Genomic DNA, 21407 nt, shown 5'->3' with positions numbered 1-21407 from the left:
GCCGGTGTCGACTCCGTTCTATGTGTCACCCCAGCAGGCCATGGCCGACCGGGCGGAATACGCCCGGAAGGGCATCGCCCGCGGTCGCAGCCTTGTCGTGCTGCAGTACGCCGACGGCATCGTGTTCGTCGGCGAGAACCCGTCCCGTGCGCTGCACAAGTTCAGCGAGATCTACGACCGGATCGGCTTCGCGGCCGCCGGCAAGTACAACGAGTACGAGAACCTGCGGATCGGTGGTGTGCGGTACGCGGATCTGCGCGGGTACACCTATGACCGTGACGATGTGACGGCCCGTGGGCTGGCGAACGTGTACGCGCAGACGCTCGGCACGATCTTCTCCAGTGCGGGTGAGAAGCCGTACGAGGTGGAGCTGGTCGTCGCCGAGGTCGGTGCGACGGCGGCGGGGGACCAGATCTACCGGCTGCCGCACGACGGGTCGATCGTGGACGAGCACGGTTCGGTCGCGGTCGGTGGCAACGCCGAGCAGATCAGTACCTTCCTCGATCAGCGTCACCAGGACGGGATGACCCTGTCCGAGGCGTTGAAGCTGGCGGTGCAGGCACTGTCCAGCCAGGCGAACGGTGCGGACAAGGCGATTCCGGCCGAGCGGCTGGAGGTGGCGGTGCTGGACCGTACGCGGGCGCAGCAGCGCAAGTTCAAGCGGATCCGGGGCCGGCAGCTGGCGCGGTTGCTGGAGGCGGATGTGCCGGCGGCCGCGCAGGCGGATGCCGTGTCGAACGACGAGGCGCCGGAGGACGACGCCGAGTAGTCCGGTGGTGCGAGGGCCCCGGTTCACCGTTTCGGTGGGCCGGGGCTTCGTCGTGTCCGGGGCCTGTCCGGTCAGGGGGTGGGGGCGGGGCCGGAGGAGTCGCGTACGACGAGGCGGACGGGGATGTCGGGGGCGGTCCAGGGGGTGCCTTCGAGGACGGCGAGGAGGGCGGTCATGCCCTGTTCGCCGACGCGTTCGGCGGGGAGGTGGACGGTGGTGAGTTCGGGTTCGACGGCGGTGGCGAGTGCGAGGTCGTCGAAGCCGGTGACGGAGAGGTCCTCGGGGATGCGCAGGCCGAGGCGGCGGGCGGCTTTGCAGGCGCCGGCGGCGAGGATGTCGTCGTCGCAGACGATGGCGGTGGGCCTGTTCCGGGGGGTGGCGAGGGCGGTTTCCATGGCCGTGCGGGCGCCGTCGACGGTGAGGGGGGACCGGACGGTGCGCAGTTCGGTTCCGGGGCCCAGGAGGGCGGCCAGGGCTTCGGCGCGGGTGTCGAAGGTCCAGGAGTCGACGGCGGAGGCGAGGTGGAGGAAGCGGCGGTGGCCGAGGGTGAGGAGGTGTTCGGTGATCTGGCGCATGCCGTCGGCCATGGCGAGGTTGACGTGGGCGGCGGCGGTGCCGGCGGCGGGGTCGCTGTCGAGCATGACGAGGGGGAGGGTGTCGCCGCCGATGGCGTGGAGGGCGTCGGCGGCCATGGAGGAGGCGATGACTCCGTCGAGGGCGGCGCGGGCGGAGGCGAAGGGGTCGCGGGCGGGGCCGGTGCCGTCGGGGGAGGGGTAGAGGACGACGCCGAAGCCGTGTTCGGCGGCGATGCGGGCGGCGCCGGTGTAGACGCGGGCGAAGAATTCGTTGGTGAGGGCGGGGACGACGAGGAGGGCGGTGCGGGTGGAGCCGAGGCGGAGGTTGCGGGCGGCGAGGTTGGGGCGGTAGCCGAGGCGGGTGGCGGTTTCGCGGACGAGGGTGGCGGTGCGTTCGGAGACGCGGCCGGGCCATTTGTCGCCGAGGACGAGGGAGACGGTGGCCTGGGAGACCCCGGCGGCGGTGGCCACGTCGCGGCTGGTGGGTCTCGTCACAGGTGGCTCCTGAAGTGCGAGGTCGGGGGTGGTGTGGGGGTCCGTGGGGTGGACCCGTGGACTGCGGCCATGGTACGTATGACGGGTCACGTTATACGTATTACCCCGGCGGGATCCGGGCAGAAGGGGGCGGACATGGCCGCGGGATACGCGGAGCTGCTGCGGACCCGGCACGCCGCGAGGCTGCTGGTGGGCACGCTCATAGGGCGGCTGCCGAACGCGACGGCGCCGATCGCGATCGTGCTGTTCACGCGTGCGGAGGGCGGTAGCTACAGCCTCGCGGGGGCGCTGGCGGCCGTGTACGGGCTGGCCAACGCGGTGGGCCAGCCGTTGCTGGGCCGGGCGGTGGACCTGTTCGGGCAGCCGAGGGTGCAACTGCCGGCCGCGATGGTCTCGGCGCTGGGCGTGGTATGGCTGGCGCTGGCGGGCACGGGGTCGGCGGTGGCCGCGTACGGCGCGGTGGTCGTCGCGGGGCTCTTCACGCCGCCCCTGGAGGGCGGGCTGCGGGCGCTGTGGCCGGGCGTGCTGGGGGGCCGCGAGGAGAAGGTGCACGCGGCGTACGCGATGGACGCGGTGGCCCAGGAGGTCATGTTCACGGTCGGTCCGCTGCTGGTGACGCTGTTCGTGGCGCTGTGGTCGCCGGCCGGGGCGCTGCTGGCGCTCAATGCGATCGGGGTGCTGGGTGCGCTGTCGGTGGTGGTGAGCGAGCCTTCGCGCAGGTGGCGTTCGGCGCCGCGGGAGGCCCACTGGCTGGGTGCGCTGCGTTCGCGGGGGCTGCTGGCGCTGCTGGGTGCGTTCTTCTTCGTGGGGATGGCGCTGGGTTCGATCACGGTGGCGGGCGTGGCGTACGCGGACGATCACGGGAACCAGGCGGTGTACGGGTGGCTGATGGCGGCGCTCGGGCTGGGTGCGCTGATCGGCGGGGTGACGTACGGGGCGCGTCAGTGGGCGGGTGCGCCGGAGCGCCGGCTGCGGATGCTGGTGGCGCTGCTGGCGCTGGGCTATCTGCCGCTGATGCTGACTCCGGGGCCGGTGGCGATGACGGCTCTGGCGGCGCTGTCGGGAGTGTTCCTGGCGCCTGCGCTGGCGTGTGCGTTCATCGTGGTGGACCGGCATGCTCCGGCGGGCACGGTGACGGAGGCGTTCTCGTGGCTGGTGACCTTCTTCGGGGTGGGTGCGGCGATCGGTACGGCGGTGGCGGGGCCGGCGGTGGAGCTGGGCGGTACGGCGGCGAGCTTCGGGGTGGCGTCCGTGGCGGGTGCCGCTGCGCTGCTGGTGCTGATGGTCACTCAGCGGGTGATGGCAACTGCGGGGCCGAGCCGTGCGGTGGCGGGTTCGTCTGACGGGGTGTCGGGTGTGGCGCGCGAGGTGGCGTCGGAGGCCTCGTCGGCGGGGTGATCCGGGGGCGCCGCACCGGTCGGCGGGCCGGTGCGGAGCCTGTTTGACGCCGTGTCGGCGGGGCCGCCGAGGGGGACTGATCGAAATGGCGCTCCCGAACCCGGTTTCAGAAGAGGGCAGAAGGCGTAATGTTCAGTCATGGACCGCCGCATTTTCGGGCTGGAGAACGAGTACGGCGTCACGTGCACGTTCAGGGGACAGCGCCGACTGTCTCCTGACGAAGTGGCGCGCTACCTCTTCCGCCGTGTTGTGTCATGGGGCCGCAGCAGCAATGTCTTCCTGCGGAACGGCGCCCGCCTGTACCTCGATGTGGGTTCGCATCCGGAATATGCAACTCCCGAATGCGACAACGTGACCGAACTGGTCACCCACGACAAAGCAGGCGAGCGCATTCTCGAAGGACTGCTCGTCGACGCCGAACGCCGCCTGCACGAGGAGGGAATCGCGGGCGACGTCTATCTCTTCAAGAACAACACCGACTCGGCGGGCAACTCGTACGGCTGCCACGAGAACTACCTGGTGGCCCGGCACGGGGAATTCTCCCGCCTGGCGGACATTCTCATTCCGTTCCTTGTCACGCGGCAGCTGATCTGCGGCGCCGGCAAGGTGCTGCAGACGCCCCGGGGCGCGGTCTACTGCGTGAGCCAGCGGGCCGAGCACATCTGGGAGGGCGTCAGTTCCGCCACGACCCGTTCGCGGCCGATCATCAACACCAGGGACGAGCCGCACGCGGATGCCGAGCGCTACCGCCGGCTGCACGTCATCGTGGGTGACTCGAACATGTCCGAGACGACCATGCTGCTCAAGGTCGGGGCCACCGACCTGGTGCTGCGCATGATCGAGGCGGGCACGGTGATGCGGGACCTGACCCTGGAGAACCCGATCCGGGCGATCCGCGAGGTCAGCCACGACATCACGGGTCAGCGCAAGGTGCGCCTGGCGAGCGGCCGGGAGGCCTCGGCGCTGGAGATCCAGCGGGAGTACTACGACAAGGCCGTGGACTTCGCCGAGCGCCGGGGCATCCGTACCGGTGTGGTGGACCAGGTGCTGGAGCTGTGGGGCCGCACGCTGGACGCGATCGACGCGGAGGATCTGGACCGGATCGGGACCGAGATCGACTGGGTCATGAAGTACCAGCTGATCGAGCGGTACCGGGCCAAGCACAACATGACCATGTCGAATCCGCGGGTGGCTCAGATAGACCTGGCGTATCACGACATCCACCGTCGGCGCGGGCTGTACTACCTGCTGGAGCGCAAGGGGCAGGCGGCGCGGATCTGCAACGACCTCAAGATCTTCGAGGGCAAGTCGGTGCCCCCGCAGACGACGCGGGCGCGGCTGCGCGGGGACTTCATCCGGCGGGCGCAGGAGCAGCGGCGGGACTTCACGGTGGACTGGGTGCACCTGAAGCTCAATGACCAGGCGCAGCGGACGGTGCTGTGCAAGGACCCGTTCCGGTCGGTGGACGACCGGGTGGAGAAGCTGATCGCCGGCATGTAGGACCGCAATGTGACATCGCACTCCTTACCGGGGCCCCGTACGTCTCTCGTACGGGGCCCTGTGCACGGCTTAGAGTGGCGGGCGACCGCCTTGCCGTCTGAGATCTGAGGAACCCGTGCGCCGACTTGCCGGCCTGCTTGTCGTACCCCTTCTGCTGCTGACGACAGCAGCCTGTGGCGACGACAGCGGCTCCGACTCCGCCCAGATGAAGAACGGGGCGCCCGCGATCACCAAGGGTGTCAAGTTCGGGGAGACGCCCACCCTGTCGAAGGGGAAGGGTTCGCCGCCCAAGGAGCTGAAGGTGGTGACCATCAGCGAGGGCACCGGGCAGGTGCTGAAGAAGGACGACATCGCGCAGGTCAACTACCTCGGCCAGGTGTGGGACGGCAAGGAGCCGTTCGACCAGAGCTTCGGCCGGCCCGCGCCGTTCGACCTGACCATCGGTGCCGGCGGCGTCATCAAGGGCTGGGACCAGGGCCTGGAGGGCCAGAAGGTCGGCAGCCGTGTCGAGCTCGTGATCCCGCCGGACCTGGGCTACGGGGCCAAGGGCTCGGAGCCGAAGATCGGGCCGAACGCCACGCTGGTGTTCGTCGTGGACATCCTCAAGGGCGCCACCGTCCCGGCCTCGGCCAAGGGCAAGGAAGTCGCCCAGGAGAACAAGGACCTGCCCAAGGTCGGCACGAACACGGACGGCAACGAGGTCTCCGTGACCGTCCCGAAGGACACCGCCGAGCCGGCCAAGCTGGTCTCGAACTACGTCCTGGAGGGTGACGGTGCGGTGGTCAAGGACGCCGACTCCGTCGTCGTGAAGTTCAACGGCAAGACGTGGAAGGACGACAAGTCCTTCGAAAGCACGTACACCTCGGGCCAGACGGTCACGTGGCCGCTGAAGGAGCTTTCGGTCCCGGGCCTGAAGGACGGCCTGATCGGCAAGAAGGTCGGCAGCCGCATCCTGCTGGTCATCCCGCCGGACCAGGCCTTCGGTGACAAGGAGCAGGGCACCATCCCGGCGAAGTCGACGCTGGTCTTCAGCCTCGACATCCTCGCCGTGATGTAAGACTGTTCCGGTTGACCGTTTCGTACGTATGAGGAGCAGTTCCGTGAGCGACAAGCTCGAGAAGCCCGAGATCGACTTCCCCGAGGGCGAAGCCCCGAAGGACCTCGTCATCGAGGACATCTGGGAGGGCGACGGCGCCGAGGCCAAGGCCGGTGCCATGGTCTCCGTCCACTACGTGGGCGTGGCCTTCTCCACCGGCGAGGAGTTCGACGCTTCGTGGAACCGCGGTTCCGCGCTGCAGTTCCCGCTCGGTGCCGGCCGCGTCATCGCGGGCTGGGACCAGGGCATCGCGGGCATGAAGGTCGGCGGCCGTCGCAAGCTGACGATCCCGGCGCACCTCGCCTACGGTGACCGTGGCGCGGGCGGCGCGATCGCCCCGGGCGAGACGCTGATCTTCGTCTGTGACCTGATGGCCGCCTGATTCACCGGCAGTCACTCCGAGGGCCCCCGCCGTGAGGCGGGGGCCCTCGCTTTTGTCCGGGACCGCCGGGGCGGTACGGTCAACGGTCACGAGTGTGTCGAGAACGGGGGAAGGGCGTCGATGGCGATTGCCAAGGCCGAGCGGCTGATGAATCTGGCGCTGTGTCTGCTGGGGACCCGCCGGCCGCTGAGCAAGCGCGAGTTGCGCGGTTCCATCGAGGCCTACATGGAGGCCGGCAACGACGAGTCCTTCAACCGCATGTTCGAGCGGGACAAGGACGATCTGCGGGAACTCGGCCTGGTCATCGAGACGGTGGAGAACCTGGAGGGCGAGACCGGCTACCTGGCCCGCCGCGACAGCAACCGGCTGCCTCCCGTCTCGCTGGACGCCGAGGAGGCCGCAGCCCTGGGGCTGGCGGCCAAGGTCTGGCAGCAGGCCCGTCTGGCGGGGGCCGCCAGCGGGGCGCTGCAGAAGCTGCGCGCGGGCGGGATGCCGGAGGCGGGCGACCCGTACGAGGGACAGCACAGTGCCATCGAGCCGCGCATCCCGGTCCACGAGGCGGCCTTCGAGCCGCTGATGCTGGCCTGCCGGGACCGCCGGCCGGTGGTCTTCGACTACCGCAAGTCCACCGCGGCCCGGCCCGAGAGCCGTCAGGTGGAGCCCTGGGCGCTGGAGTGCTGGCGCGGTCACTGGTACCTGGCCGGCTACGACCGGGACCGCGGGGCGGAGCGGGTGTTCCGGCTGTCCCGGATCACCGGCAAGGTCCGCTCCCGGGCGGCCAGGTACACGGCGGAAGTGCCCGACGTGGTGACCGTGCGGGAGACCGTGGCGAGCTGGGCCGGGGAGAGCGCGGACCGCTCCGCGCTGATCCGGCTGCGCGCGGGTGCGGGCTACCCGCTGCGGGCCAAGGCCACCGCGGTGCGCGAGGGCGCGGATGGCTGGGACGAGCTGGAGATCCCGTACGGGCACGGGCTGGACGCCTGGCTGGTGGAGTTCGGGCCGGACGTCGTCGTGGTCGGACCCGCCGACCTGCGGGCCGACGTGGTGGACCGGCTGCGGGCCGTGGCCAAGGCCTGACCCGGTGCGCGGCGGCGCCGCCCGCGTCCGCCGCCGCACCGTCCGGGATCCGACACATCCGAGAGCCCGATCCGAGATCCGCCAGCTTCGAGACCGCCACATTCGAAGACGTGCCCTGAGGGGGAGACGTACCAGCATGGCTGCCAACGCCATCGACCAGACCCGCCGGATGCTGTCCCTGGTGACGTACCTGCGCGAGCGCCCCGGGGCGCACGTCGCCGACGTCGCCCGCGCCTTCGGGATCACCGAGGACGAGCTGATCTCGGACCTCGACGTGCTGCCCATGTGCGGGACCAGCTTCCGGGGCGGGGACCTGCTCGACATCGACACCGACGGGGAGCGCATCTGGTGGCGCAACCCCGACGCCTCGGGGGAGTCCACCGCCGAGCCGCTGCGGCTGGCCGCCGACGAGGCGACCGCGCTGCTGGTGGCCGCGCGTGCCGTGGCGACCCTGCCCGGGCTGCGCGAGAGCGACCGGGACGCCCTGCTGCGTGCCACCGCCAAGCTGGAGGCGGCCGCGGGCGAGGTGGCAGGGGCCAGCTCCCGGCTGTCGGTGACCTTCGAGTCGGAGGGCGGGGTCTTCGCGGACGTCGACCGGGCCATCGCGGAGCGCCGGCGGCTGTGGCTGCGCTACTACTCGCCCGCGCGCGACGAGCTCACCGAGCGCAAGGTCGACCCGATCCGGCTGTTCGCGGTGGGGCACACGTACATGGAGGGGTGGTGCCACCTCTCCGAGGCCCGGCGCACCTTCCGCCTCGACCGGGTGGCGGAGATCCGGCTGCTGGACGAGCGGGCCGAGCCGCCGGCGATCGAGCCGCGCGATCTGTCCGAGGGCCTGGTCCAGCCGGCCGCCGAGGACCCGGAGGTCGTCGTCGAGGTGGGGCCGGGCGGGCGCTGGGTCGCCGAGTACTACCCGCACGACAGCGCGGAGGAGCTGGCCGACGGGGGCCTGCGGATCACGCTGCGCAGCCCGGATCCGGCTTCGCTGCGCCGGCTCGCGCTGAGGCTCGGGCGGGAGGGGCGGATCGTCGCCCCCGCAGAGCTGGCGGAGAGCGCGCGGAGCGCCGCTCGAGAAGCACTCGCGGGGTACGGGGAACAGGTCTGAGGGGAGCGGTCGATGTCGCCAACGTCAGGGCCCGTCGCCTTCAAGGCCTCCTGTCCCGACTGCCGGGCCCGCTTCGAGCTGGACGCGGGCGCCCTGCGGCTGGCGATCGGCGGCAGCCGCAGGGCCACCTTCTACTCCTTCACGTGTCCTGAATGTGGTGCCTCCGTGCGCAAACCTGCTGGTGAGCGCATCGTGGAGCTGCTGACGGGCGGTGGCGTGAGCACCCTGCGCAGCATCTGAGCGGGGGGTGGCCTAGGCTCGGCCCCATGCTGTGGCCGATGTTCGCAATTGCCCTGGGCTTCCTCGGAGTCGCCGTGCTCGCCGTGCTGGCGGTACGGGTCTACGCGGAGGTGCGCAGACTGTCCGTGCAGGTCGCGCAGGCCAGCCGCCGGATCACCGATGCCTCGGGCGATCTCGAGCGGGCGGCCGCGGACCTGGCCCGGGCGGGCCGCGACGTGCGACCGTAGCGAATGAGACGGGCGTGTGACCGGGGGATTGACATCCGGCCAGGACGCAAGACGGGGGACGCCGGGGGATTGCCGGGCGTTAACCCCCTGGGGTTACGATCCTCGGTAGAGACAGTCCTAGGCGCCCGTGCCGTTGAGCTGTGAACCTCGGAGAAAAGGAAGATACCTATGTTCGGCAACCTCAGGGGTTGGGAAATCTTCGTCATTCTCGGAGTCATCATCCTGCTGTTCGGCGCCAAGAAGCTCCCCGACATGGCGCGCTCCCTCGGCAAGTCGGCCCGCATCCTCAAGAGCGAAGCCAAGGCCATGAAGAAGGACGGCGAGGCCGAGGACGCGGCCACCGCCACCACCGCCGCGGACCAGTCCGCGCAGCAGCCCGTCGCCCCGCGCACCATCCAGGCGGCGCCCGGTGACGTCACCAGCTCCCGCCCGGTCAGCGAGCCGAACCGCACCGCCCAGGGCTGACGCACGCCGTACGCGCCAGTCATCTGCAACGAGACAAGGGACGTGGGTTGCTCAAGTCTGCCCGCAAGCAGGAGAAAGCGGACAAGGACGCCGAAGGGCGGATGCCTCTTGTCGAGCACCTGCGTGAGCTGCGAAACCGTCTGCTGAAGTCGGTCCTGGCGATCCTGGTGATCACCGTCATCTCGGCCTTCTTCTACAGGGACATCATCAACTTCCTGCTGAAGCCGATGCTGGACTCCGTCGGCTGCAAGAACGGTGTGGTGACCCAGCGCAACGGCCACCCCTGCGCCGACATGACCGTGAACGGTCTCATCTCGGCGTTCTCGATCGCCCTGAAGGTCTCGCTGACGGCCGGTGTGGTGCTGTCCGCGCCGGTGTGGCTGTACCAGCTGTGGGCGTTCGCAGCGCCTGGTCTGCACAGCCACGAGAAGAAGTACGCGCGGAGTTTCGTCGCGGTCGGTGCGCCGCTGTTCGCGGCCGGCGCCGTGCTCGCGTACAAGATCCTTCCGCAGACCGCGACGATCATGCTGGAGTTCACTCCCGATCACGCGCGCAACCTGCTGCCGGTCGACGACTACCTCGACCTGGTCACCCGCATGGTGATCGTGTTCGGCCTGGCCTTCGAGCTCCCGCTGCTGCTGATCCTGCTGAACTTCACGGGCGTGCTCACGGGCAAGCGGATGGGCGGCTGGTGGCGGGGCATGGTCCTCGGCATCACGGTCTTCGCCGCCTTCGCGACGCCCACAGGTGACCCGCCGACCATGCTGGCGCTGGCCCTGCCCATCGTGGCCCTCTACTTCCTGGCCCTCGGCATCTGTCTCCTCAACGACCGCAGGCGCCAGCGCAACGACCCCGACGCGGGCCTGAGCGACGACGAGGCCTCCGAGCTGGACCTGACCCCGGCGCCGATCGGCGCGCTGGAGTCGGTGTCGGCCCCCGCCGCGCTGCCCGGCCAGGCCGACGGCGGACGCCAGCGGATCAACGGTTACGACGACGCCACCTGACAGGTAGATTCCGCGGGGTGAGCTCTGAGATCACCCTCTTCGTCAATCCCACCGCGGGCCGCGGCCGGGGCGCGCACGCCGCGCAGCCGGCCGCTTCCGCGTTGCGGGCGGCCGGCTTCTCCGTACGGACGGTGGTGGGCGCCGACGCCGAGGACGCGCTGGCCCGGCTGACCGCCGCCGTCCGCGAGGGCACCGGCGCGGTGATCGCGGTGGGCGGCGACGGGATGGTCTCCCTGGCGCTGCAGGCCCTGGCGGGGACCCGGGTGCCGCTCGGGGTGGTCGCGGCGGGCACCGGCAACGACTTCGCACGGGCGATGGGACTGCCCGTACGGGAGCCCGCGCGGGCGGGGCGGACGGCCGCCGAGGCCCTGAAGGAGAGCCGGATCCGGGAGATCGACCTGGGGCGGGTGGGCGATGGCTGGTTCGGGACCGTGCTGTGCTCCGGCTTCGACTCCCGGGTCAACGACCGGGGCAACCGGATGCGGCTGCCGGCCGGCCGGTTCAAGTACGACCTGGCGATGATCGCGGAGCTGGCCGCCTTCCGCCCGTTCCCGTACCGGATCACCCTGGACGACGGCCCGGTGATCGAGACCGAGGCGACGCTGGTGGCCGTCGGCAACGGATCCTCCTACGGCGGCGGCATGCGGATCTGTGCGGACGCCGTCCCCGACGACGGGCTCTTCGACGTCACGGTGGTCGGCGACTGCAGCCGCGCCACCCTGCTGTCGGTGTTTCCGCAGGTCTACAAGGGCAGGCACCTGAGCCACCCGAAGGTGAGCGTCCACCGGGCCCGGAAGATCACCCTGGAGGCGCCGGGCCTGACGGCGTACGCGGACGGTGAGCCGCTCGGGGCGCTCCCGGTGACCGCGGAGTGCGTCCCCGGAGCGGTCCGGCTGCTCGCTTAAATGATCGCGACTGTTGTCAGAGGTGGCGGGTAGGCTCGACAGCAAGATGACCGAAGAACTCTCACCCGCCGAGCGGTACGCCGCTGCCCGGATCCGCGCCGCCGAAGAGGCCTCTGCCCTGGCCCCCTTCCGCGAGATGTACGACTTCGATCTGGACCCTTACCAGGTCGAGGCCTGCAAGGCACTGGAGGCCGGCAAGGGCGTCCTCGTCGCCGCCCCGACAGGCTCGGGCAAGACCATCGTCGGCGAGTTCGCCGTGCACCTGGCCCTCCAGCAGGGCCGCAAGTGCTTCTACACGACGCCGATCAAGGCGCTGTCGAACCAGAAGTACGCCGACCTCGTCAAGCGCTACGGCGCCGACAAGGTGGGCCTGCTGACCGGCGACAACAGCGTGAACTCCGAGGCGCCGGTGGTCGTGATGACCACCGAGGTGCTCCGCAACATGCTGTACGCGGGCTCCCAGTCGCTGCTCGGTCTCGGCTACGTCGTGATGGACGAGGTCCACTACCTCTCCGACCGGTTCCGCGGAGCCGTCTGGGAGGAAGTGATCATCCACCTCCCCGAGTCGGTGACCCTGGTGTCCCTGTCGGCCACCGTGTCGAACGCCGAGGAGTTCGGCGACTGGCTGGACACCGTCCGCGGCGACACCGAGGTGATCGTCTCCGAGGAGCGGCCCGTCCCGCTGTGGCAGCACGTCATGGCCGGCCGCCGGATCTACGACCTCTTCGAGGAGGAGTCCGACCACGGCGGCCGCGGCTCCGCGCGCCGGGAGGTCAATCCCGACCTGCTGCGCATGGCGCGCGAGGAGAACAGCCGCACGTACAACCCGAAGGACCGACGCCGCGGCAAGATGGTCCGCGAGGCCGACCGCGAGCGCGAGCGGCGCTCCCGCGGCCGGATCTGGACCCCCTCCCGCCCCGAGGTCATCGCCCGCCTCGACGGCGACGGGCTGCTGCCCGCCATCAACTTCATCTTCAGCCGGGCCGGCTGCGAGGCCGCGGTCCAGCAGTGCCTGTACGCGGGACTGCGGCTCAACGACGAGTCCGCGCGGCTCAGGGTCCGCGAGATCGTCGAGGCGCGGACCGCCTCCATCCCCACCGAGGACCTGCACGTCCTGGGGTACTACGAGTGGCTCGAAGGGCTGGAGCGGGGCATCGCCGCGCACCACGCGGGCATGCTGCCCACCTTCAAGGAGGTCGTGGAGGAGCTGTTCGTCCGCGGTCTGGTCAAGGCCGTCTTCGCCACCGAGACCCTGGCGCTGGGCATCAACATGCCCGCGCGCACGGTGATCCTGGAGAAGCTGGTCAAGTGGAACGGGGAGCAGCACGCCGACATCACCCCCGGCGAGTACACGCAGCTGACCGGCCGGGCCGGGCGGCGCGGCATCGACGTCGAGGGCCACGCGGTGGTGCTGTGGCAGCGGGGCATGGACCCGGCCGGGCTCGCCGGGCTCGCGGGTACCCGTACGTATCCGCTGCGCTCCAGCTTCAAGCCCTCGTACAACATGGCCGTGAACCTGGTCAGCCAGTTCGGGCGGCACCGCTCGCGCGAACTGCTGGAGACCTCCTTCGCGCAGTTCCAGGCCGACCGCTCGGTCGTCGGGATCTCCCGGCAGGTGCAGCGCAACGAGGAGGGCCTGGAGGGCTACCAGGAGGGCATGACCTGCCACCTGGGGAACTTCGAGGAGTACGCGCAGCTGCGCCGCGACCTGAAGGACCGTGAGACGGAGCTGGCCAAGCAGGGCGCCGCCCAGCGCCGGGTGCAGGCGGCCAGTTCGCTGGAGAAGCTCAAGCCGGGCGACATCATCCACGTGCCGACCGGCAAGTTCGCCGGGCTCGCGCTGGTCCTGGACCCGGGCGTGCCGGCCGGGCGGGTCAACGGGCACCGCGGGTACGAGTACGCGGAGGGCCCGCGCCCCCTGGTGCTCACCGCCGAGCGGCAGGTCAAGCGGCTCGCCGCGATCGACTTCCCGGTCCCGGTGGAGGCGCTCGACCGGATGCGGATCCCCAAGACCTTCAACGCGCGCTCCCCGCAGTCCCGTCGGGACCTGGCCTCGCAGCTGCGGAGCAAGGCCGGGCACATCACGCCGGAGCGGCGTGCGCGCGGCCGGGCCGCGGCGGCCGACGACCGTGAGATCGCCCGGCTGCGTTCCGAACTGCGGGCGCATCCCTGCCACGGCTGCGACGAGCGCGAGGACCACGCCCGCTGGGCGGAGCGCTACCACCGGCTCAAGCGGGACACCCTGCAGCTGGAGCGGCGGATCGAGGGCCGCACGAACACCATCGCCCGCACCTTCGACCGGATCCACGCGCTGCTGACCGAGCTGGACTACCTGCGCGAGGACGAGGTCACCGTGCACGGCAAGCGGCTCGCCCGGCTGTACGGGGAGCTCGACCTGCTGGCCTCCGAGTGCCTGCGGGCCAAGGTGTGGGAGGGGCTGAGCCCGGCCGAACTGGCCGCCTGCGTCTCGGCGCTGGTCTTCGAGGCGCGGCAGTCCGACGACGCGGTCGCACCGAAGGTGCCGGGCGGCGCGGCGAAGGAGGCGCTGGGCGAGATGGTCCGGATCTGGGGCCGGCTCGATGCGCTGGAGGAGGAGCACCGCATCAACCAGGCGGAGGGCGTGGGCCAGCGGGAGCCGGATCTCGGCTTCGCGTGGGCGGCGTACCAGTGGGCTTCCGACAAGAGCCTGGACGAGGTGCTGCGCGAGGCGGAGATGCCGGCCGGTGACTTCGTGCGCTGGTGCAAGCAGGTCATCGACGTGCTCGGGCAGATCGCGGCGGCGGCTCCCTCGGCCTCCGGCGAGAGCGGGAGCACGGTGGCGCGCAACGCCCGCAAGGCCGTGGACGCCCTGCTGCGGGGCGTAGTGGCCTACAGCTCGGTCGGCTAGCCGGTTTTGGGGCTTCCTCCGAGAACGGGGCGGGCCTGATCTGATCTCTTGCCATGATCGAATCGTCGTGCTCTGTGCGACGATCGGTCCATGAGTGGGGGAGCAGACGAGGGCCCGAGACGGGTCGGCCGGCCGCGCGCCGACCGGCTGAGACCGGAGAGCGGCCGGCCGCCGCGCGAGGAACTCCTCTGCGCGGCGGCCGAGTTGTTCACCGCCCAGGGGTACGCGGCGACCACCACGCGGGCGGTCGCCGGGCGGGCCGGAATGCGCCAGGCCACGATGTACCACTACTTCCGCGGCAAGGAGGACCTCCTCGCCGAACTGCTGGAGTCCACGGTCGCGCCCTCGCTGGCACTGGCCCGCCGGCTGCTCGCCGAGGACGGACGGCCCGCCGCGCGGCGGCTGTGGGAGCTGTGCCGCTCCGATGTGCTGCTGCTGTGCGGGGGCCCGTACGACCTGGGGGCGCTCTACCTGCTGCCCGAGGTGTGCGGCGCGCGCTTCGCGCAGTTCCGCCGGATGCGCGCGGAACTCAAGCACGCCTACCGGGTGTTGCTCGGCGGGACCTGCGCCGGCGTCGAACTGGCCGGGGACGGGGCGGGACTCGCGCTCCGCAACGACCTGGTCTTCGGACTCATCGAGGGTGTCATGCTGATCCACCGGGCCGATCCGGCGCGGCCGGTGGGAGCCTTCGCGGAGGCCACCGCCGACGCCGCGCTGCGGATCGCGGGGGTCGGCCCGCCCGGGAGCCGGTGACCCCTCCGGCTGTGGCGCAGGTCACGGGAACCCGCCCCCCGGTGGCGGACAGCCGACAGGAGTGACCACAGAAATGCGAACCCGGGTGCGGTCCGGGGATCCCGAGGCCTTCGCGGAGCTGTTCGACAGCTATGCCCGCACCGTGTACAACCATGCCTTCCGGCTGACCGGGGACTGGTCCGTCGCGGAGGACGTCATGTCGGCGGTCTTCATGGAGGCGTGGCGGCTGCGCGCCAGGGTGGATCCCGAAGGGGGATCGCTCAGGCCGTGGCTGCTGGGCATCACCACCAACATCGCCCGCAACCACTGCCGGAGCAACCGGCGGTACCGGGCCGCCGCCGTGGCCGCCGCAGGCGCCGCGGCGGCCGCGGCCGTGCCCGACCACGCGGACGAGGTGGCCGGCCGGCTCGACGACCGGCAGCGCATCGCCGTCACGCTCGGCCGGCTGAGCGCGCTGCGCAGGCCCGAGCGCGAAGTCCTCCTCCTGTGCCTGTGGGAGGGCCTGGAGTACGCCGACGCCGCGCGGGTCCTCGGCATCCCGGTCGGCACCGTCCGCTCCCGGCTGTCCCGGGCCCGCACCAAGCTGCGCAAACTCGCCGACGCGGAACTGAAGAAGAACGGACGGGAACCCGGCGGTCGTCCGCGACAGACACATGGCGACCGTGCGAACGCGGTCCGGTCCGCACAGGAGGGAATCTGATGAACGCCAACCTTTCCCAGCCCCAGCCCGGCGAGTGGGAGGAGCGCGCGCATCTCCTGCCGCCCGTCGAGCGGGAACTTCCGGCGGGCCGCCACCAGTTCCACAGGAACCGGCTCATGGCGGTGATCCGGGACGACCTCCGCGACCGCCGCACCACCGGCGCCGCCCCCGCCCGCACCACGAGGCGGCCCGGCCCGCGGCTGCGCCGCGCGATCCTCCTGCCCGTGGCCGTCTGCGTCCTGGCCGGCACGGTCGTGGCCGGCGTCCGCATCCTGTCGGACCAGGGCGGCACGGTCCCCGCGGTCGCCACGGGCCCGGTCCTGACCACCCGGATCGGCGCCGCGAACCCCGCCGGGGCCGCGCAGCTCCTGGACCGGATCTCGCTCGCCGCGGCCGAGGTCTCCGGGCCGGCGGTGCGCAAGGACCAGTACATCTACATCGGTGTGCAGCAGGCCAACACGTACGTGAGGACCGACCGCGGCAAGAACACCCTGGTCAGCCAGGAGCCGCACCTGCGCCAGACCTGGAACTCCCCGGACGGTGCCAAGGGCTGGCTGATCGAGCCCGGCAACACCGGCCCCGGGGGCCTCACCCTGGACCGCGCGACCAAGTCGGGCAAGCCCCCGCAGCCGTACCTCAACGCGCCCACCCACGACTATCTGGCCACCCTGCCCACCGACCCCGACGTGCTGCTGCAGAAGATCTACACCGAGACCGAGGGCATGGGCAGGACCCCCGACCAGGAGGCCTTCGCCACGATCGGCGACCTGCTGCGTGCGAGCCACCCGCCGGCCGCCCTCACGGCCGCGCTCTACAAGGCCGCCGCGAAGATCCCCGGTGTGGTCCAGGTGGACGAGGCGGTCGACGCCGCGGGCCGCCACGGGGTCGCGGTCGCCCACCTGGACGAGACCTCCGGGCAGCGCACGGAATGGATCTTCGACAAGGACAGTCTGGTGTTCCTCGGCGAACGCACGGTCCAGGTCAGCGGCAGCTCCGGCGAGGGGGGCCTGATCAAGCCCGGCACGGTCGTGTCCACCAGCGCCGTCCTGACCCGTGCGGTCGTCGACCGGATCAAGGAGACTCCGGCCGGATCCCGCTGACCGGCTCGGTACCGGCCTCCCAGCCGGAGCGGTCGTGCCAGGCCTGGAGGGTGCGACCGCTCTCGAACCGGTGGGCGGTCCCGGTGACCGGGTCGGTGAACTCCAGGACCCGGGCCAGGAGCTGCAGCGGCCTGCGGTAGTCGTCCGGGGCCGGATCGGTGACCCGCGGGTACACCGGGTCGCCGAGGATGGGCAGGCCCAGGCCGTTCATGTGCACCCGCAGCTGGTGGGTGCGGCCGGTGTGCGGGGTCAGCCGGTAGCGGCCCAGGTCCCCCCGGGTGCCGGTCAGTTCGATCAGGCTCTCGGCGTTGGGCTCGGCGCCGGGCACCTCGGTCGCCGCGATCACCCCGCGGGCCTTCTCGATGCGGCTGCGGACCGTGCGCGGGAAGGCGGGGGCGAGCGCGGGGTCGTGGGGTGCGAGGGCCTCGTACTCCTTGTGGACCTCGCGCCGCTGGAAGAGCAGCTGGTACGCGCCGCGGTCCTCGGGCCGGATGCTGAACATCACCAGCCCCGCCGTCAGCCGGTCCAGCCGGTGCGCCGGGCTGAGCTCGGGCAGGTCCAGCTTCTCGCGGAGCCGGGCCAGGGCGGTCTCGGTGATGTGGCTGCCGCGCGGGGTGGTCGCCAGGAAGTGCGGCTTGTCCACGACCAGCAGGTGCGGGTCCCGGTGGACGACGCGGATCGCGAAGGGCACCCGCGGCTCGGGCTCCATGTCCCGGTGGAACCACAGGTAGCCGCCCGGCTCGTACGGGTCCCGCGCGTGCAGGATGCGCCCGCCGGGGCCGAGCACCCGGCCGGCGGCCAGCAGGCGCGCGATGGAGTCGGCGCCGCGGGTGCCGGCGTAGCGGGCGGTGAGGTAGCCGCCGAGGTCCGGCCAGATCCCGTCCGGGTCGGGCGGCAGCCGCAGCCGGACCGGGTCGATACCGGCCCGCTGGGGGAGGGGCGAGGGGGGTGCCTGGGCTCTGCGTCTCATCGGGGGACAGGCTATGCGGCTACCGCTGGGTGAAGGTGCCCTGGTGGTTGACGTCGAGGTACTCGACGCGGAGCGTGCCGTCGGCGAAGGTCACCCCGGTGCGGCCGACCGCGTTCTCGCCCCTGGTCTCGAAGCTGAAGGTGTCCCCGTCGTAGTGGGTGAGCGGGAAGCGCAGCGGCTTCGGGCCGAGGGCCAGGGTGAGTGCGCCCTTGTCGTCGGCGGTCACGGTCGCCTTGCCGTAGTAGGGGTTGTCGTAGGTGCCGGTGTACGCGGCGCTGTCCCGGGCCGGCTGCGCGCCGGCGGGCGGGTGGGCGTAGTCGGTGGTGGAGCGGCCCGGTTCCGCGAGCGCCTGGGCGTAGGCGGAGGCGGCCAGCGCGAGCCAGTCGGTGCTGACCTTGCCGTGCTCGGCGAAGTCGAAGAAGTCCAGGGCCACGGCGTCGGGGAGGCCGACGGGGGCGCCGTTGGTCAGGACGACGATGCCGAGCTTCTCCAGGGGGAGCATGGTGACGTTGGTGTTGGCGCCGAGTTCGAAGGCGCCGGAGTGGCTCAGGCGCAGGCGGCCGGCGCTGTCGTAGCTCACGTTCCAGCCGAGCCCGTAGAAGGACGTGGTGCCGACGGCGTTGGCCGGCTGCGACACGATCTCGGGCAGGTGGGTGCGGGCGAGGGTGTCGGCGGGGACGATCCGCTTCCCGTCGAGGGTGCCGCCGGCCAGTTGCAGCCGCAGCCAGCGGGCCATGTCGGTGGCGGTGGAGCTGACACCGCCGGCCGGGGCCTGGGCGTCCGGGTCGCGGACGAAGCGGGGGCTCCAGGTGCCGTCCGGGTTCTTGACGTGGGTCGAGGCGTGGTCGGGGGAGTTGATGAAGGCGGAGAACTCGGTGCTCGTACGGGTCATGCCGGCGGGCTTGAAGAGGGTGTCCGCGCTGAGCTTCTGCCAGCTGCTCCCCTTGGCGCGGGCCACGGCCTCGGCTGCCGCGGTGAAACCGAAGTTGGTGTAGGCGTAGCTCGCACGGAAGGGGGCGAGGGATTCGAGACGCAGGTGGTCGAGGATGTACGGCTGGTCGTAGCCGAGGTCTTCGAGGAGGTCGCCGGCGTGGTCGGGCAGGCCGCTGCGGTGCGAGAACAGGTCGGCGGTGGTGACGTGATCGGTGACCCAGGGGTCCTTGAGGGCGAACCCGGGGAGGACGGTGCGGCCGTCCCACTCGTCGGGGCCGGTGAGGGCGCCGGCCACCACCGTGGAGGAGACGGGCTTGGAGAGGGACGCGATCTGGAAGACGGTGTCGGGGCCGACCTCGGCGCTCTCGCCGGTTCTGCGCAGCCCGTAGCCCTTGATGTGGACGACCTTGTCGTCGTGGACGACGGCCACGGACACGCCGGGGACGCCGGTGCGGCGCATCATGTCCGCGACCGTGGCGTCGAGGCGGGCGACGGCCTTGTCGACCGCGTCGTCCGTGATCTGGGGTTTCGGGGCGGGAGGCGGGGTGGGCGCGGCCGTTGCCGCCGAGGCGGTGAGGAGGACCGTGGCGGCGGCTGCCCCTAGTGCGCGGAGCGTACGCATGCCGTCATTGTCCTGCCGGACGGGTGGGGGCGCGCGGTGGCTCCCGCGGGGTGGCTCCCGCCGGGGGGTGCGGGTGCGTGGCCGCGGGTGCGTGCGCAGGTGCGGCGCCGTTGCCGGGGCTCCGCCCCGGACCCTCCCCCAGACTCCGTCCGGGGGGACCCCCACGCCTCAAACGCCGGCGGGGCTGGATTTGCCCCCGGCGGGACTGGGTTGGTGCGGCGGGGCTGCGAGGTGTTGGCTCCGCGCCTCGAGCGTTGTCTGGAGGAAGGTTACGCCGCGGCGGCGTGGTCCTGTTCGGCTTCGATCGTGGCGTTCCAGTCGCGCTTGATCGCGCGCCAGCCCTCGTCCGTTTCGCCCAGGCGCCAGTAGCCCGAGATCGAGAGGCGTTCGCGGGGGATGCCGCGTTCCAGCCGGAGGTGGCGGCGCAGGTCCTTGACGAAGCCCGCCTCGCCGTGGACGAAGGCGTGGACGTCCGTGGAGGGGAACTCCAGGGCGGTGACCGCCTCCACCAGGGCTTCGCCGACCGGGCGGCCGGCGCGGTGCAGCCAGACCGGGACGACGCCGTCCGGGGTGGCGGCCTTCAGCTCGTCCTCCGGGCCCTCGATCTCCACGAAGGCGTGGACCCGCGCGCCCACCGGCATCCGCTCCATCGCCGCGGCGATCGCCGGCAGCGCGCTCTCGTCGCCGACCAGGAGGTGCCAGGCGGCCGTCGGGTCCGGGGCGTAGGCGCCGCCGGGGCCGAGGAAGTGCACGCGTTCGCCCGGCTGCACCCGCGCCGCCCAGGGGCCGGCCACGCCCTCGTCGCCGTGGACGACGAAGTCGAGGGTCAGCTCCAGGTGCGCCGGGTCCCAGCTCCGTACGGTGTACGCGCGCTGGCGCGGCCACTGCGCCCGCGGGAAGTGCGCGCGGATCTCCTCGAGGTCCCAGGGATCGGGGTAGACGACGCCTGCCGGGGGAAACAGGATCTTGACGTAATGGTCGGTGTACTCGCCCGCGCCGAACTCTGCCAGGCCCTCACCGCCCAGCACGAGCCGCACCATGTGCGGCGAGAGCCGCTCGGTGCGTACGACGACGGCGGTGCCGACGGTGCGGGCGCGTCCTTCTGCCACGGTGTCTCCCCTGACTCCCCAGAAACTTAGCCTTACCTAAGTTAGCACCTCAGCGGAGCAGTGCGCCGCTCAGGCGGGAGACTGCTCCACCCAGACCCCACCGATGGGCTAGCGCCTCAACCAGTTCAGGCTGCGCGGGGGCCGTCGGAAGGGCCGGATCGAACTGCGGCAGCGGCACGTCCGAAGCCACCTGGACCACCTTCGGGGCCACGGCCAGATACGGCCGGGACTCGTCCAGCCGCTTGCGCTGAGTGGGGGTCAGCTTCGACTTCGGGTCGTCGACCGCCGCGATGATCCCGGCCAGGCTGCCGTACGCGTCGAGGAGCTTCGCCGCCGTCTTCTCGCCGATGCCGGGGACGCCCGGCAGGCCGTCGCTCGGGTCCCCGCGCAGCAGTGCCAGGTCCGCGTAGCCGGGGCCGTCGACCCCGTACTTCTCGCGCAGCCAGGCCTCGTCGGTCACCTGGAGGGTGCCCACGCCCTTCAGCGGGTACAGGACCCGGCGCTGCCGGGCGTCGTCCACCAGCTGGTAGAGGTCGCGGTCGCCCGTGACGATGTCCACCGGGCCGCTGGCGCGGGCCGTCAGCGTGCCGATCACGTCGTCCGCCTCGTATCCGGCGACGCCCACCCGGGCGATCCCGAAGGCGTCCAGTGCCGTCTCGATGATGGGGACCTGGGGCGCGAGCGTGTCCGGGGTCTCCTCGACGTCGGGTCCGCTCTCGGTCTCCTCGGCGACCCGGTGGGCCTTGTAGGAGGGGATCAGCTCCACCCGCCAGTGCGGCCGCCAGTCGGCGTCCATGCAGGCCACCAGGTCGTCCGGGCGGTGGTCCTGCACGAGCCGGCCGATGAAGTCGAGCAGCCCGCGCACGGCGTTGACCGGGGTGCCGTCGGGGGCCTTCACGGAGTCCGGCACACCGAAGTAGGCGCGGTAGTAGAGGGAGGCGGTGTCCAGGAGCATCAGGCGTCGTGTCGTCACGGAGACGATGATGCCGCAACGCCTCGGCACGGACTGTGAGCGGTCGGGTACGGGAAGGCCCGTGCACGCGAAACCGGGGGCGGTTGCTGCGTAAGGTGCTTACAGCACACCGATGTGCGACG

General features: G+C 71.6%; 21 protein-coding genes. 16 read left to right on the top strand and 5 right to left on the bottom strand.

Translation table 11 applies throughout. From position 1 onward, the window contains the following. Positions 1 to 4 precede the first annotated feature (4 nt). On the top strand, positions 5 to 769 hold the full coding sequence (prcA, locus tag OG472_RS12140; RefSeq protein WP_362134771.1) for a proteasome subunit alpha: 765 nt from the start codon (positions 5 to 7) through the stop codon (positions 767 to 769). Between the two features lie 71 nt (positions 770 to 840). Here prcA and OG472_RS12135 read toward each other — a convergent pair whose 3' ends face one another. Continuing rightward, entirely contained in the window at positions 841 to 1839 is a 999-nt protein-coding gene (locus OG472_RS12135; RefSeq protein WP_401609168.1) for a LacI family DNA-binding transcriptional regulator, read from the bottom strand. Positions 1840 to 1974: 135 nt separating this feature from the next. On the opposite strand from OG472_RS12135, the gene OG472_RS12130 reads away from it, so the two are divergent. From OG472_RS12130 to OG472_RS12060, 15 genes are all read left to right on the top strand, one after another. Next, positions 1975 to 3237 (top strand): MFS transporter, encoded by a 1263-nt coding sequence (locus OG472_RS12130; RefSeq protein WP_405829411.1) that lies wholly within the window; start codon positions 1975 to 1977, stop codon positions 3235 to 3237. A gap of 138 nt (positions 3238 to 3375) precedes the next feature. Further along, positions 3376 to 4737, top strand: a complete 1362-nt coding sequence (pafA, locus tag OG472_RS12125; RefSeq protein ID WP_030016332.1) for a Pup--protein ligase — start codon at positions 3376 to 3378, stop codon at positions 4735 to 4737. A gap of 115 nt (positions 4738 to 4852) precedes the next feature. Beyond that, positions 4853 to 5794, top strand: coding sequence for an FKBP-type peptidyl-prolyl cis-trans isomerase (locus OG472_RS12120; protein WP_405829409.1), 942 nt, complete (start codon positions 4853 to 4855; stop codon positions 5792 to 5794). 28 nt (positions 5795 to 5822) lie between these two features. Further along, positions 5823 to 6215 carry an FKBP-type peptidyl-prolyl cis-trans isomerase gene (locus tag OG472_RS12115; protein ID WP_319730908.1) on the top strand — a complete coding sequence of 131 codons (393 nt, stop codon included), beginning with the start codon at positions 5823 to 5825 and terminating at the stop codon, positions 6213 to 6215. A 120-nt stretch (positions 6216 to 6335) separates the two neighbouring features. Beyond that, positions 6336 to 7292, top strand: a complete 957-nt coding sequence (locus tag OG472_RS12110) for a helix-turn-helix transcriptional regulator (protein WP_383573096.1) — start codon at positions 6336 to 6338, stop codon at positions 7290 to 7292. A 136-nt stretch (positions 7293 to 7428) separates the two neighbouring features. Continuing rightward, the gene (locus tag OG472_RS12105; RefSeq protein WP_401609175.1) at positions 7429 to 8397 is read left to right on the top strand and encodes a helix-turn-helix transcriptional regulator; all 969 of its coding nucleotides are present in this window, start codon (positions 7429 to 7431) and stop codon (positions 8395 to 8397) included. 12 nt (positions 8398 to 8409) lie between these two features. Next, positions 8410 to 8637 carry a hypothetical protein gene (locus tag OG472_RS12100; RefSeq protein WP_327413009.1) on the top strand — a complete coding sequence of 76 codons (228 nt, stop codon included), beginning with the start codon at positions 8410 to 8412 and terminating at the stop codon, positions 8635 to 8637. Positions 8638 to 8663: 26 nt separating this feature from the next. Further along, positions 8664 to 8864, top strand: coding sequence for a hypothetical protein (locus OG472_RS12095; protein WP_327413008.1), 201 nt, complete (start codon positions 8664 to 8666; stop codon positions 8862 to 8864). Positions 8865 to 9032: 168 nt separating this feature from the next. Next, the gene (tatA, locus tag OG472_RS12090) at positions 9033 to 9329 is read left to right on the top strand and encodes a Sec-independent protein translocase subunit TatA (RefSeq protein ID WP_383573084.1); all 297 of its coding nucleotides are present in this window, start codon (positions 9033 to 9035) and stop codon (positions 9327 to 9329) included. A gap of 47 nt (positions 9330 to 9376) precedes the next feature. Then, a complete protein-coding gene (gene tatC / locus OG472_RS12085; protein ID WP_401609178.1) occupies positions 9377 to 10333 on the top strand; it encodes a twin-arginine translocase subunit TatC in 957 nt (318 codons plus the stop codon). 17 nt (positions 10334 to 10350) lie between these two features. Beyond that, positions 10351 to 11238 carry a diacylglycerol kinase gene (locus OG472_RS12080; RefSeq protein ID WP_401609180.1) on the top strand — a complete coding sequence of 296 codons (888 nt, stop codon included), beginning with the start codon at positions 10351 to 10353 and terminating at the stop codon, positions 11236 to 11238. Between the two features lie 46 nt (positions 11239 to 11284). Beyond that, the gene (locus OG472_RS12075; RefSeq protein WP_401609182.1) at positions 11285 to 14125 is read left to right on the top strand and encodes a DEAD/DEAH box helicase; all 2841 of its coding nucleotides are present in this window, start codon (positions 11285 to 11287) and stop codon (positions 14123 to 14125) included. A gap of 90 nt (positions 14126 to 14215) precedes the next feature. Continuing rightward, a complete protein-coding gene (locus OG472_RS12070) occupies positions 14216 to 14878 on the top strand; it encodes a TetR/AcrR family transcriptional regulator (RefSeq protein WP_405941402.1) in 663 nt (220 codons plus the stop codon). Between the two features lie 73 nt (positions 14879 to 14951). Further along, positions 14952 to 15578 carry an RNA polymerase sigma factor gene (locus OG472_RS12065; RefSeq protein ID WP_405941401.1) on the top strand — a complete coding sequence of 209 codons (627 nt, stop codon included), beginning with the start codon at positions 14952 to 14954 and terminating at the stop codon, positions 15576 to 15578. After that, on the top strand, positions 15578 to 16678 hold the full coding sequence (locus OG472_RS12060) for a CU044_5270 family protein (protein WP_405829403.1): 1101 nt from the start codon (positions 15578 to 15580) through the stop codon (positions 16676 to 16678). Before OG472_RS12065 ends, OG472_RS12060 begins: the two co-directional genes overlap by 1 nt. On the opposite strand, the gene OG472_RS12055 is transcribed toward OG472_RS12060, so the two are convergent. The 4 genes from OG472_RS12055 to OG472_RS12040 all read right to left on the bottom strand — a co-directional run bounded on the left by OG472_RS12055 (position 16650) and on the right by OG472_RS12040 (position 21267). Then, on the bottom strand, positions 16650 to 17648 hold the full coding sequence (locus OG472_RS12055) for an RluA family pseudouridine synthase (RefSeq protein WP_405829401.1): 999 nt from the start codon (positions 17646 to 17648) through the stop codon (positions 16650 to 16652). The genes OG472_RS12060 and OG472_RS12055 overlap by 29 nt on opposite strands. 19 nt (positions 17649 to 17667) lie before the next feature. Then, positions 17668 to 19203 carry a serine hydrolase gene (locus OG472_RS12050; RefSeq protein ID WP_405829400.1) on the bottom strand — a complete coding sequence of 512 codons (1536 nt, stop codon included), beginning with the start codon at positions 19201 to 19203 and terminating at the stop codon, positions 17668 to 17670. 269 nt (positions 19204 to 19472) lie between these two features. Further along, positions 19473 to 20312 carry a siderophore-interacting protein gene (locus OG472_RS12045; RefSeq protein ID WP_405829399.1) on the bottom strand — a complete coding sequence of 280 codons (840 nt, stop codon included), beginning with the start codon at positions 20310 to 20312 and terminating at the stop codon, positions 19473 to 19475. Between the two features lie 49 nt (positions 20313 to 20361). Further along, the gene (locus OG472_RS12040; RefSeq protein ID WP_405943165.1) at positions 20362 to 21267 is read right to left on the bottom strand and encodes a 5'-3' exonuclease H3TH domain-containing protein; all 906 of its coding nucleotides are present in this window, start codon (positions 21265 to 21267) and stop codon (positions 20362 to 20364) included. Positions 21268 to 21407 lie beyond the last annotated feature (140 nt).

Origin of the sequence: Streptomyces sp. NBC_00207 (assembly GCF_045160965.1) — a bacterium.
Classification (GTDB): domain Bacteria; phylum Actinomycetota; class Actinomycetes; order Streptomycetales; family Streptomycetaceae; genus Streptomyces.
Note: the sequence above shows the minus strand (reverse complement) of the source record. Positions and strands in the feature narration are given on the sequence as shown.